The sequence below is a fragment of the Winogradskyella sp. genome (assembly GCF_013213835.1).
GTDB lineage: Bacteria > Bacteroidota > Bacteroidia > Flavobacteriales > Flavobacteriaceae > Winogradskyella.
On record NZ_JABSSU010000004.1, the window covers coordinates 241725 to 255071 of the forward strand.

13 protein-coding genes are annotated in these 13347 nt (G+C 34.4%); 7 read left to right on the forward strand and 6 right to left on the reverse strand.

Annotated features, from left to right (window positions below; translation table 11 throughout):
• Positions 1-99: 99 nt before the first annotated feature.
• The 3 genes from mscL to HRU50_RS06905 form a co-directional block, all read right to left on the reverse strand.
• Positions 100-501, reverse strand: a complete 402-nt coding sequence (gene mscL / locus HRU50_RS06895; RefSeq protein WP_296349575.1) for a large conductance mechanosensitive channel protein MscL — start codon at positions 499-501, stop codon at positions 100-102.
• Positions 502-571: 70 nt separating this feature from the next.
• Complete coding sequence (gene alr, locus HRU50_RS06900; RefSeq protein ID WP_296349577.1) at positions 572-1678, reverse strand: alanine racemase; 1107 nt, start codon at positions 1676-1678, stop codon at positions 572-574.
• The gene (locus HRU50_RS06905) at positions 1671-2318 is read right to left on the reverse strand and encodes a thymidine kinase (protein ID WP_296349579.1); all 648 of its coding nucleotides are present in this window, start codon (positions 2316-2318) and stop codon (positions 1671-1673) included. Before HRU50_RS06905 ends, alr begins: the two co-directional genes overlap by 8 nt.
• Positions 2319-2401: 83 nt before the next feature.
• Here HRU50_RS06905 and HRU50_RS06910 point away from each other — a divergent pair, with 83 nt between their 5' ends.
• Complete coding sequence (locus HRU50_RS06910; RefSeq protein ID WP_296349580.1) at positions 2402-3151, forward strand: hypothetical protein; 750 nt, start codon at positions 2402-2404, stop codon at positions 3149-3151.
• Between the two features lie 5 nt (positions 3152-3156).
• The gene (locus HRU50_RS06915) at positions 3157-3513 is read left to right on the forward strand and encodes a DoxX family protein (RefSeq protein WP_296349582.1); all 357 of its coding nucleotides are present in this window, start codon (positions 3157-3159) and stop codon (positions 3511-3513) included.
• Here HRU50_RS06915 and HRU50_RS06920 read toward each other — a convergent pair.
• Positions 3510-6923, reverse strand: a complete 3414-nt coding sequence (locus HRU50_RS06920; RefSeq protein ID WP_296349584.1) for a gliding motility-associated C-terminal domain-containing protein — start codon at positions 6921-6923, stop codon at positions 3510-3512. The two genes, HRU50_RS06915 and HRU50_RS06920, sit on opposite strands and share 4 nt — an antisense overlap.
• A gap of 158 nt (positions 6924-7081) precedes the next feature.
• On the opposite strand from HRU50_RS06920, the gene rsmI reads away from it, so the two are divergent.
• Positions 7082-7753: a 16S rRNA (cytidine(1402)-2'-O)-methyltransferase gene (gene rsmI, locus HRU50_RS06925; protein WP_296350158.1), complete on the forward strand. Its 672-nt coding sequence runs from the start codon at positions 7082-7084 to the stop codon at positions 7751-7753.
• Positions 7754-7771: 18 nt separating this feature from the next.
• Positions 7772-8341, forward strand: a complete 570-nt coding sequence (locus HRU50_RS06930; RefSeq protein WP_296349585.1) for a uracil-DNA glycosylase family protein — start codon at positions 7772-7774, stop codon at positions 8339-8341.
• Positions 8342-8444: 103 nt separating this feature from the next.
• On the opposite strand, the gene HRU50_RS06935 is transcribed toward HRU50_RS06930, so the two are convergent.
• Positions 8445-9047 carry a carboxymuconolactone decarboxylase family protein gene (locus HRU50_RS06935; protein WP_296349587.1) on the reverse strand — a complete coding sequence of 201 codons (603 nt, stop codon included), beginning with the start codon at positions 9045-9047 and terminating at the stop codon, positions 8445-8447.
• A 66-nt stretch (positions 9048-9113) separates the two neighbouring features.
• Here HRU50_RS06935 and HRU50_RS06940 point away from each other — a divergent pair, with 66 nt between their 5' ends.
• From HRU50_RS06940 to HRU50_RS06950, 3 genes are all read left to right on the forward strand, one after another.
• Positions 9114-9551 carry an OsmC family protein gene (locus HRU50_RS06940; protein ID WP_296349591.1) on the forward strand — a complete coding sequence of 146 codons (438 nt, stop codon included), beginning with the start codon at positions 9114-9116 and terminating at the stop codon, positions 9549-9551.
• A 78-nt stretch (positions 9552-9629) separates the two neighbouring features.
• Positions 9630-11321, forward strand: coding sequence for a single-stranded-DNA-specific exonuclease RecJ (gene recJ, locus HRU50_RS06945; protein WP_296349593.1), 1692 nt, complete (start codon positions 9630-9632; stop codon positions 11319-11321).
• Between the two features lies 1 nt (position 11322).
• Complete coding sequence (locus tag HRU50_RS06950; RefSeq protein WP_296349595.1) at positions 11323-12597, forward strand: MFS transporter; 1275 nt, start codon at positions 11323-11325, stop codon at positions 12595-12597.
• Here the strand turns inward: HRU50_RS06950 and HRU50_RS06955 are convergent.
• Positions 12594-13346, reverse strand: a complete 753-nt coding sequence (locus tag HRU50_RS06955; RefSeq protein WP_296350160.1) for a UDP-2,3-diacylglucosamine diphosphatase — start codon at positions 13344-13346, stop codon at positions 12594-12596. The two genes, HRU50_RS06950 and HRU50_RS06955, sit on opposite strands and share 4 nt — an antisense overlap.
• Position 13347: the final 1 nt, after the last annotated feature.

Genomic DNA, 13347 nt, shown 5'->3' on the forward strand with positions numbered 1-13347 from the left:
GTGCATTATTTTTTGCAATAGTTAACAGGTGTAAAAAGAAAAACCCAAGCAAAAGCTTGGGTTTGGTTAAAAATATGTAGCGTAGCGGTAGCTAAACGTCTATTTTTTTAATGAGTCTCTGATTTCTTGTAATAATTCAATTTCGGTTGGACCTGCTGGTGGTTCTGGAGCTGGCTCTTCCTTCTTTTTCATCTTATTCACACCTTTTACCACAAGGAACATTACAAATGCCACAATTATGAAGTCAATAACATTAGTGACAAATTCACCCGTTAATAAAGCGACTTCACCTTCTATTTTTCCTTCAGCATTGGCAACTCCTTCTTTAATAATCCATTTCACATCTTTAAAGTCGGCATTAAAAATTAATCCAATTAAAGGCGAAACTATTCCACCTGTGAATGAAGTAACAACTTGTTTAAAAGCAGCACCCATTACAAAACCAACTGCAATGTCTACAAGGTTACCCTTCATTGCAAAATCCTTAAATTCTTTTAACATAATTAGTTAGTGTTTAATTGTAAGTTGCTAAAATAAATAAAATTGAATTTTGTTAAAATTTTAACATAGCTTAATTGATGAATTTACGATTTACGCGTTGAGATATTGATGTAATAGTTTCATAAGAAATAGTTCCTGTAGCTTCAGCAACCTCTGAAGCTTTGTGTTTACCATCAAAAATAATGACTTCATCACCTTCTTCGCAATCTATATTGGTGACATTAACCATAATCATATCCATACATACATTACCTATGATAGGTGCTTTTTTTCCATTTACAAAAACAAACCCTTTTTCATTACCATAGATTCGGTTTATGCCATCTGCATGCCCTAGAGGTATGGTTGCTGTTTTCTCATAACCTTTAGCTTTGTATGCTCGGTTATAGCCAACAGTTTCTTTAGGTTCAATTTGATGCATTTGCGAGATTACAGATTTTAGACTGGCAATGGGTTTAAGGTTCTTATCTTCTGTTGCAGAATTACCAAAACCATAAAGACCAATACCACAACGTACCATATCATAATGAGCATTTGAGTAATTAATGACCCCGGAAGTGTTGCACAAATGTAACCAAGGTTGATAATGAATAAGAGATTTAAATTGGTCAGTAATTGTCTGAAAACGATTTATCTGTTGTCTTGTAAATTCTATTTCATTGGTATCTTCACTAGCCGCAAGATGTGAGAAAATAGATTTTACTATAATTGAATTCGTTTTATTCAGTTTTGAAACCACATGATTGACATCAGTTTCCCAAAATCCAAGACGATTTAAACCAGTATTAAATTTAACATGAACAGGATAATTACTTTGATTTTTTGCCTCAGCAACTTCAATAAACTCATTTAAAATTTTAGAACTGTATATACTCGGTTCAAGACAACGTCCTATTATGGTCTCAAAATTAATTGGTTGCGGATGTAAAACTAAGATAGGCGTCGTTATTCCAGCATCTCTTAGAGCTACACCTTCTTTTGTATATGCTACTGCTAAGTAATCTACATTAAGTGTTTGTAAATGCTTAGCTATCTCTATGGCATCACTGCCATAAGCAAATGCCTTAACAACGGCTAAAAATTTAGTGTTTGATTGCAGTTTAGATTTTAGGTAATTGTAATTGTGAGTTAAAGCACCTAAATCTATTTCTAAAACAGTTTCTTTTGTTTTAGGCATCTGGTTTTTTGTCTTTAGAGTTGATTTCTTCAGCGTCTTTAACTTTCATTTGTCTCACTTTATCCCTAAGCATACTTTTATAAAAAGCAGCTCTACTTAAAGGCTCATACTCATCAACTTCACCCAATAAGACAAGAGCATCACTTTTGGCTTTTCTGTAACTATAGTTTGCTAAGTTTCCTGTTTTAGTGCAAATAGCATGTACCTTAGTAACGTATTCAGCAGTTGCCATAAGATATGGCATTGGCCCGAATGGGTTTCCTTTATAGTCCATATCTAGGCCAGCTACAATAACTCTAATACCACTATTTGCTAAATCATTACATACACGTATGATTTCATCATCAAAAAACTGTGCTTCATCAATACCTACAACATCGCAGCCATCTGCTAAAATTGGAATATTAGCGGCAGCTGGCACAGGTGTAGAACGTATTTCGTTATCATCATGAGACACCACCATCTCATCATCATACCGCACATCTACTGCAGGTTTAAAAATTTCAACGCGTTGTCTAGCAAATTTGGCGCGCTTTAATCGGCGAATCAACTCTTCGGTTTTACCAGAGAACATCGATCCACAAATCACTTCAATCCACCCAAATTGTTCTTTATGATTTACCGTATTTTCAAGAAACATTTCGTAATTTTAGCACTAAAACGTAGTAATTATTCGTTTTTATAAAGGTCAATCAAAAATAGTAAAAATCAAAAGTAAAACACATGAAAAAGAAGTTAGAATCAGAATTAATAAGCATTGCTCACAGGATTCTAAAGCTTAAAGGTAAAGAAGATGTAGATCGAATGCATGAAGAGGTTTCTAAGCTTTATGAAAAGCTTACGGTTTTAAAGTTTGCACAAGAAAATTTTGAGGACCAAATGCCAACTATTGGTAACGACTCTTCTTTCTTTGACATGTTAGACGTAGCGTTTAATAATAAAGTGAGTGATAATATAGAGATAGAGAATAAAACTTATATCAATCTTGATGAGGTTGAAGATGATGGCATCTATGAGCCTGTAATGAATACCATTAAAGATATGGTTGCCCATATGCCCGAGGATGAAGATTTATCAGTAGATACACTACTACAAACAGTAGTCGAAGATGAAGCGCCAAAAACTATTGAATTTGAAAACATCACTTCTGACTTTGCTAACATTCCTGAATTTGAACCTATTGAAGATGCTCAGAAGAGAGAAGCCGAAAATGCTAAAAAATCATTGAATGATAAGTTTAAAGGCAATAGTTTAAAAATTGGACTTAATGATAAGTTGGCATTTATAAAGCATTTATTTGAAGGTAAAAGCGAAGATTATGATCGGGTGATTTCTCAAATAAATACTTTAGATACAATGTCTGATGCTAAATCTTTAATATTAGAAATGGTAAAACCAGATTATAATAATTGGCAAGGGAAAGAAGAATATGAAGAGCGTTTCTTAGAGATTGTAGAAGGTAAGTTTAACTAAGTTTCATGCTAGTAAAACGTATTATATATTGGGTTTTTACTGGAATTCTTTGCGGAATTATGCTGTTTTCGGCAACCATGTATTTCTCAAAAACAGAAATGGTAAAAGGCTTTTTTGAAGGTTTTAATTTCCCAACCTATATCGTCATTCCGTTGGCAATTTTAAAAGTATTAGGCGTTTTAATTGTCCTTTTTAGACCGAGCAAGTGGCTCACAGAATGGGTTTATGCTGGTTTTTTCTTCAATTTGGTACTTGCTACAGCAGCTCATCATTATGCTGGAGATGGTATTTTAGGTGGTTCTTTACTAGCTTTAGTTGCTGTCTTTCCCTCTTATTTTTTTGGTAAATACCTCAGAGATTAATAGTTTAGGTAAATATATCCTTGAAAGGGTTTGTCAAAACCATCAACTTCTAGGATGTAAAAATAAGTGCCTACAGGCAATCGATTTGATGTGCTTGGAAATCCCTTATTAGCTCTTCCATCCCATTCATTTTTATAATTATTGGTTTGATACACTAAAGTCCCGTAACGATTAAAAATTTTCAGATTATTTTCTTGGTAATCTTCAATACAAGGAATTATTAAAAAGTCGTTTTTAGTATCGTTATTAGGCGAAATGCCTTCAGGAATAAACAAACAATTAGAGACTTCAACTTCTGCAGTATCTTCATTGTTAGATAGGTCTCGATCTACTTCGTTTATTCCATTAAGAAGTGCAACATTTAGTAAGTCGTCAGAAGAAATAACTCTTGCTACTATTGTTAAAGTACCAGATTGGCTAGCATTTAAATTGGTAATGAGCCAAGAAAGTGTGGTGTCATCAAAAGTACCAACACTCATAGTCGCTGATATAAACTCATAGCCAGCAGGTAATTGGTCTATAATTTCAATTTCTGTACCTGTAGTTGTGCCAAGATTAGTAGCGGTAATCGTAAAAGTAACTTCGTCACCAAAGTCTACTTCGGTAGGTTCTACTGTTTTTAAAATTTCAATATCAACATTAGATGGGTCAACAATTACTGTCAATGTTGCACTTGTTTGAGATGCATCTAAATTATTTGTGTCACTGAAATTTGAAAAATTATTTAGATAAGCACCTGCATTCTCTGCGGTTACCATAACAGAAAATGTACAACTCGCCACACCATCAGGGAAAGTGAGGTCTGTAACACCAACGAAATCATCACCAATGCCTCCAATAAAATTTGCAGTACATCCATTAGCACTAATCCATGTAGGAACACCAGATAAGATGACTCCAGAAGGCAAAGTGTCTGTAAAAGAGATATCATTTTGAGTAAGATTAGAAGCGATATTAAAGATTGTAAAAATGAGTTCACTTTCTGCGCCTTCAATAATAGTATTTGGAATAAATTCTTTTTCAAGTGTTGGTGAAATTACCTGAACACTATTAATTGAAATATTGGTATCAGGTGTTAATTCCTCATTATCTGCTGCACTTGGAGCAGCTTCAGCAATGTTGTTAAATGCTCCACCATAATTTGGTGCTATAACAGGAATTGTAATTCTCACAGTAGAACCAGCATCCATCGAAGGAATAATTCCGGTAATGAAATTCCCTGTCGTGTTAAAAGATGTTGAGCAAGTTGCGTTACCAGCAATGACGTCACATGTTATGCTGCCACTGATAGTAAATGCATCATTTAGTAAATTTTCAAAAATGGTATTTGTTGCTGTAGAGCTAGTTATACTATTGCTAATGTCCACAATCCAATTAAATGTCTGCCCAGTATCAACTTGCGTAAATTCTGGATATGTTTGCACCACTAAATCAATGCATGGAGCAAAATAAGTTATAACCTCATCATTATTATTGTTGATATTGGACTCATTAAGAGTATTTACATAATTTACCCTAACAACATTTATTCCTCTAATATTATTTTGAGAACATTCTGGTTGCCAATCTACTGTAACTTCAAATGTTACGGAGCTATTAGTAGGTAATATCCAATTATCTTCTGGTAAGATTTCCCAAAATGTATCAAAAGTTCCATCTTCAGTAAGACCGTCATACACAACACCAATATTTGCATTATTAATGTTAAAGCAAGAAGCAGTTCCTGTTGTAGAAATGCACTGAACGGAAGTAAGAGATGCATTCATAGGCACAGCATTTGGTGTTGGAACAGGCATATGATCTTGTATCCTTATAGGTTCGTCAGTTGGCCCATTATTTGTTACTGTAATTTCATAAGTAATTTCTCCCCATTCTGCTGTGTTTTGAGTCGAACTTCCATTAGGAAGTTGAGGATTTGTTTGCGTTTTTGTAACTATTAAGTCATATATATCGTCAACGTCGCAAGGTTCTTGTGGAGGTAGAATAATTTGTTCAACATCTAAATTGTTATCAGGGTTTGTATCTACAAATTGAGGAGATATTAGATTAATTTCACTTTTAATACTCGTCTCTATTTGATTTGGAAATACATCACAAGGTGGCTCAATGTACTCAACTATAGTTTCTATTGTAATTGTAGAATTAACTTCGAAAATAAAATCATTAGTAAACCATAATTGACCATTTTCGGTAATGAAAAAATCAGTACAATCTGCAGCGCCTGTAGTACCAACACAATTCACGGAATTAATTTGCCATTGGGCGTTAGCATTTAGGTTTTGCATGAAAAATTGAACTTCAGCATCCAATGGACCATTATTACAAGCCGTGGTGATAAAAGTAATTTGATCACCATAATCTAGTATCACTGAAAGATCAGGATTTGTTTGAATCGTTTCAATGCAGACGTCCGTTTGTGGACAAAGGTCAGCGGTAATTAGATTAGTTGTTACAAAATTTGAAGTATTAGATGACGCATTTGAATGGTCTAAATTAATTTGAATAAAACTATTAACACTAATAGGCAACTGATTTAAAGAGCATGATGAATTATTATAGACATAGACCATTTCAAAAGTAATGCTACCACCAGAAGTGATTACGAATGCGTTGTCAAAAGAGAAAAGTATAGGTGCTTGTGGTACGAGTTCGGTATCAATTAAAAAAGTATTACTATTAGCATCAGTCAGATCTGGACAACTTGTACCATTGGTACTTTCAATACAAGTCAACGTAACAGCTTCAGCAAAAGGCAGTCCATTTTCAATTGGGGAGTCTAATACTAATCGTGTCTCAAATGACGCTAAAGGATAATCAATTACACTGTTATTAGTAATTGTAAAGTGATAGTTCACTTGGTCTCCCCAAGCACCAATTGCAGTACCAGGTGAAGGTTGTATTTGTTGATGTGTCACTGTAAAATCTATCAGTACATCTAATACATCAATAGAAATTATGGATTGGTTATTACTGGTATTTGTGTCCGTTGTGCCATTAGGTGGGTTTACTGTTCCGTTAGCAGCGATACCTCCTAAATTTGAAGGCGCCGTAACTATAACCAATAACTCAACACTAGAGTTATTGGGCATATTAGCAATTGTAGCAGTTAATACATTATCGGTAATATCAATATTTGAAATTTCGGAAGCTCCGTTTGTGTTGTTTTGAGACGCAAAGGAGTTGACGGTTAAGTCATTATCAAAGTCAATGGAAATTGAAGTATCATTAACAGAGTTTCCAGAATTAGAGACTGTTATGAGATATTGAAAATCTTGAAATATTTCTATTTGAGAAATAGAAGTGCCGCTTAAATTTTGGGCTTCAATTGCAATGGATAAATCTGTAGTTTGACTTTGCAATTGTGTGCAAACGGCAAATAAAACAAATAAACGGTAAAGTTTTCCCAGCATAAAATAGAGTGAGTATTGTTAAAGTGAACAAATTCAATACTATAACATTTAAATATATGAATTTCCTAGTAATGAAATCTATTATTTAGATACAGAATTTTCCTAATGGTTGCGTCGAGAAACTGAAAAGATTGTAAATTTGATTACATATAAACCTCATTATGAAGTTATTTCTGGTACCAACGCCAATAGGAAATTTAAAAGACATTACGTTTAGAGCAATTGAAGTTTTAAATAAAGTTGACTTGATTTTAGCTGAAGACACTAGAACTTCAGGAAAGCTTCTTAAGCATTTTGAAATCACCACTCAAATGCAAAGCCATCACATGCATAATGAGCATAAAATGGTCAACGGACTTATTAATAAATTACAGTCGGGAATGTCTATTGCATTAATAAGTGATGCTGGCACACCAGCCATTTCAGATCCTGGTTTTTTATTGGTACGTGCATGTGTTGAACATAATATTGAGATTGAGTGTTTACCTGGCGCTACAGCTTTTGTACCAGCATTAGTTAACAGTGGTTTACCAAATGACAAATTTGTATTTGAAGGTTTTTTACCAGTAAAAAAAGGACGCCAAACTCGACTAAAACTTTTAGCAGAAGAAAGCAGAACCATGGTGTTTTACGAAAGCCCGCACAAATTGGTGAAGACTTTAGGACATTTCTACGAATATTTTGGTGAAGATAGATTAGTTTCTGTGTCTAGAGAGTTGACAAAACTCTATGAAGAAACCATAAGAGGAACCGCGAAAGAGGTTTTAGAATATTACTCTTCTAAACCACCTAAAGGTGAAATTGTTATTGTGGTTGCTGGGAAAAAATAAGTTGTCATTCAAAACAAAGTGAAGAATCTTTTAAATGACATCGAAAAGTGCATTATATGCAAAGCACATTTACCGCTAAGACCAAGACCTGTAGTTACTGCAGATGTTTCATCTAAAATTGTAATTATCGGACAAGCACCAGGAACAAGAGTTCACCAATCTGGTATACCATGGAATGATCAAAGTGGTAAAAAATTGAGACAATGGTTAGGTGTTACAGATGAACAATTTTATAACACTAAAAACTTCGCAATTATCCCAATGGGTTTCTGTTACCCAGGAAAGGCAAAAACAGGAGATTTACCACCAAGACCAGAATGCGCTCCGCAATGGCACAAACCCTTATTTGATCGAATGCCTAATGTAGAATTAGTGATTCTAATAGGTGCTTACGCGCAGAACTACTATTTAAAAGATAAAAAAACATTAACAGAACGTGTTGGTGATTATAAGACCTATTTACCAAAGTATTTCCCTATACCGCATCCATCACCAACTAATCGTTTTTGGCGAGCTAAAAATCCGTGGTTTGAAGAGTTGATTGTGTCAGATTTACAGGAAATGGTAAAGGAATTAATTACGAATTAAAAAAACCTCACCATTTTTTGGCAAGGTTTAGTCTTATAAATCTAAAAGTCAAGATTCCTGCTGTAGTTTATCTTGAGCGAAGTCGAAAGACATGAAAGACAATTTAATATTTTGTACCGTCGTGCTTTCCTTTTTTCCAACCGTGTTTACCTAGATATTGGTCAGCACTTTCCACAGCACCAGTTTCAATATCAGTTCCCATAGAATCATTCCAACGGTTGAGGTATCCAAACAAAGAAATTACGCCAAGCATTTCTACAATTTCACCTTCATTCCAATGCTCGTATAAGCGTTGTTTTATTTCGGCATCAACAGCATTAGGCACTTGGCTCGCAGCCAAACTAAAATCTAATGCAGCACGTTCCGCCTCTGAAAATGCTGGATGCGTTCTATATTCCCAAATATTATCTAACTGTTCTTGTTCTGCACCATAGCGTTCTGCAGCTCTAATGGCATGCGCTTGACAATAACGGCAACCTGTGGCGTTGCTACTAACCCAAGCAATCATACGTTTTAGTGCAGAAGTTACTCGACCTTCGTTTGCCATAACGGCTTTGTTGAGGTTAATAAACGCTTTACTAATTGCGGGTCTGCGTTGCATAGTTAATACCGAATTAGGGCAAAAACCAAGCGTTTCATTAAAGAATTCTGCAAGTTCTTTAGTTTCTAAATCGTGTTCTGGAGATAAAGGTGTTACTAATGCCATAGTTATTTTTTTAGTGGTATTTTTGAATGTACAAGATAAAGGTTCTAACATTTAAACTGAAACAAAATGGCAGATAAAGTAACAACACATTGGCAAGGTGGATTAACTTTTGAATCGGATAATCCTAGCGGAAAGTTTGTAAAAATGGACACAACTATTGATGGACAAGAAGAACGACATGGCTTATCACCCAAAGCAATGATGCTATCCTCTTTAGCTGGCTGTTCTGCTTTAGATGTGATCTCGATTTTAAATAAAATGAACGAAGAGATTGACGATTTTAAGATTGAAGTTACAGGCGACCTTACTGATGAGCATCCTAAATATTACCATTCTGTTGATGTTGAATATCATTTTTATGGTTCTGATTTAAATAAGAAAAAATGCGATCGCGCGGTGCAATTATCTGTAGAAAAGTACTGCGGTGTTATGGAAATGTTTAGACAGTTTGCTGAAGTAAAAACGAGTATTCATTACCATATTGGTACAACACGAAACGTTTAAGTTACCTTTTATGGAGTTTGAATAAAATCAATTTAGAAGAGAACTAATTGCTAATGCCTAATTACTCATAACTAAAAAATGCGTTGGACACTTAAGCCAAAACCTGAAGCAACAAAAATAACTGAACTTAAAGATGTACTTAAAGTTGATGATGTAGTAGCGACTTTATTATTGCAACGTGGCATTGAGACTTATGATGCGGCAAAGACCTTCTTTAGACCAAGTTTTGATGATTTACACAATCCATTCTTAATGAAAGACATGGATATAGCTGTGGCAAGAATAGAAAAGGCTATTGAAGAATACGAGAATATTTTGGTTTATGGAGATTATGACGTTGATGGTACAACATCAGTAGCGTTAATGTCGTCGTATTTAAAAACAAGAACAGATACTGTGGCGACCTATATTCCAGATCGTTACGAAGAAGGTTATGGTGTGTCTTATCAAGGTATTGACTTTGCTCATGACAATGGTTTCACGCTCATTATAGCTTTAGATTGTGGCATCAAAGCTATCGAAAAAGTAGCTTACGCTAAAGAAAAAGGGATTGATTTTATTATTTGCGATCATCACAGACCAGGAGACAATATTCCAGATGCTGTAGCGGTTTTAGATCCTAAAAGAGCAGATTGTGAATATCCATTTAAAGAACTTTGTGGTTGTGGTGTTGGCTTTAAACTCATTACTGCATTAGCTTCAAACCAAGGTCAAAAGGTTGAAGATTTAGTAGAATATCTCGATTTGGTAGCGACAGCTATTGGTGCTGATATTGTCCCAATTGTTGATGAAAATAGAGCTCTAGCATATTTTGGATTACAGGTCATAAATACCAATCCAAGACCAGGCATGAAAGCTATAATTGCTGAAGTCAAAAAAGATAAACTCACCATTACAGACGTTGTATTTATAATTGCACCACGCATTAATGCAGCAGGAAGAATGAAACATGGTAATCATGCTGTAACCTTATTAACTGAAACTGATTTTAATCTCGCGGCACAATATGCTGTAGATATAGATGTCTTTAATACAGACCGAAGAGAAACAGATCAACGAATTACCGAAGAAGCTTTATTAAAGATTGAAGAAGCTAAAGAACAAGATCGATTTACAACCGTAGTTTATGATGAGCATTGGCATAAAGGAGTTATAGGAATTGTAGCTTCTAGATTAACCGAAACTTATTATAGACCAACATTAGTATTCACAAAAAGTGGAGATAAACTGGCGGCTTCTGCAAGATCCGTCAAAGGGTTTGATGTATATAATGCATTAGAAGCATGTTCGGAATATATAGAACAATTTGGAGGTCATAAATATGCCGCAGGTTTAACCTTATTGCCAGAGAATTACGAAGCATTTAAGGCAAAGTTTGAAGAAGTTGTAAAGGAAACTATAGACCCAAAATTATTAACACCAGAGCTGAAGGTAGATTTAAAGATAAACCTTAGTCAAGTTGATAATAAATTAATGCGTATTATACGTCAGTTTGCGCCTTTTGGTCCAGGAAATATGACTCCGGTTTTTATGACGCAAGACGTAAAAGACACAGGTTGGGGAAAATGTGTTGGTGAAGATGATAAGCATATCCGTTTTACAGCAAGGCAAAACCCAAAGGATAACATTGTTTGTATTGGTTTTGGTTTAGGTGATAAAATCGATATTATTAAAAATAGAAAACCATTTGATATTGCTTTTACAGTTGACGAAAACCATTGGAATGGTCATACAAGCTTGCAGTTAAAACTCAAAGACATTAAAGAATAAAATGCAAAAACTAGATCCATACGCAGCACTTAGAATAAGAGAGTTTAATATTTTTCTAATAGTAAGATTTGCCTTGGTTATTGGTTGGTCTATGCAGTTTTTAGTAATCGAATGGCAAGTTTATGATATCACAAACGATAAATTAAGTTTAGCAATTATTGGCGCTTGCGAGTTTTTACCAGCCTTTTTTTTAGCGCCATTTGCTGGTCATATTGTAGATAAAAAGGAAAAGCGTAATCTTTTTACGTTATGTATAGCGTTATTTTCATTAATTAGTTTTGGGCTTTATTGGTTGACTTCTGAAACCGTTGAGTCTAATTGGGAGACTAAAAACATTCTATTTGGGATATATGGTTTAGTCTTTTTTGGTGGTATACTTAGAGCATTTTTTGGGCCTACTATATTCTCACTTATTGCATTGCTTGTCCCAAAATCAGTTTATCCAAATGCAGCAACTTGGAGCAGTAGTACTTGGAAAGGAGCTGCCGTATTAGGTTCGCTAACAAGTGGTTTTTTAATTGCTTGGATTGGAGTACACAATACTTTAGGTATTGTATTTATATTGGTAATGATTTCCTTAATATTAGTTCTGCAAATAAAGCAAAAACCAATTATGAATGAAGCGGCCAATGAATCTGTAAAGGAAAGTTTAAAGTCTGGAATTAAGTTTGTGTTTAATGATAAGGTAATCTTAGGAGCACTTACTTTAGATATGATAGCTGTTTTATTTGGTGGAGCAGTAGCCATTTTCACTATATTTGCTAAAGATATTTTTGAGAATGGACCAAAAGGGTTAAGTATATTAAATGCGTCACTCTCATTGGGAAGTATTTTAACTATGTTAGCGACTACTTATATTCCTATTACTAAAAATACTGGGAAAAAGTTATTAATAGCGGTTTTTGGTTTTGGACTAAGTATGATTGTTTTTGGGGCATCAAAACTGTTTTGGCTTAGTGTAACAGCAATATTTATAGCTGGAGTTTTTGATGGTATTTCTATGGTCGTACGTCAGACGATATTACAACTTAAAACACCAGATGATATGAGAGGTCGTGTTGGTGCTGTTAACTCTATGTTTGTAGGTTCTTCTAATGAATTGGGTGCTGTAGAAAGTGGTATTGCAGCCAAGATTTTTGGCGCACCTTTAGCCGTAATACTTGGCGGAACTGTAACATTGCTTACAGTAATTACAATGAGTCTTACAAATAAACCACTCAGAGAATTAGACCTCAGAGATGATGTCCAGGAACATTATGACGATGTCACGTCTTAGTATTTTTTAAGCTCTAGTTTTTCTCCATTAAAAACACCATAAGTATAATATTGTACCCAATCACCAAGGTTCATATATTTAGAATCTTCTTTTAGAGGTATTTCAAGTGGTAAGTGTCTATGACCAAAAATGAAATAATCTCTATGTTTTTCTGACAATTTTCTTTTTGAATATTGCGCTAACCATTCATTCTCTTCTCCTAAGAATTTGGCATCATCATCACCAGAAATGAGTTTGTTTTTAACGGACATATATTGTGCAATTCTTACCCCAATGTCTGGATGCAACCATCTAAATAGCCATTGAAAAACTGGGTTTGTAAACACCTTTTTCATTCGCTTAAAGCCTTTGTCACCAGGGCCAAGACCATCACCATGACCAATAAAGAATAATTTATTATTAATTGAGAATTCTTGTGGTTTGTGGAAGACTGGAATATTTAGTTCTTTTTCAAAATAACCACTCATCCATAAATCATGATTACCAACAAAAAAGTATATCGGAATACCAGAATCGCTTATTTCAGCGAGTTTTCCTAGAGTTCTAATAAAGCCTTTGGGAACAACAGTTTTATATTCAAACCAAAAATCGAATAAATCACCTAACAGAAAAATAGCTGCTGCATCTTGTTTTACTTCATCTAACCAAGCTACAAACTTCTTTTCGCGTGGTAATGATGCCTCATGAGTAGGTGCACCTAAATGATTGTCTGAAGAAAAATAAATCTTCTTTCCTTGTGGTAAATCTATA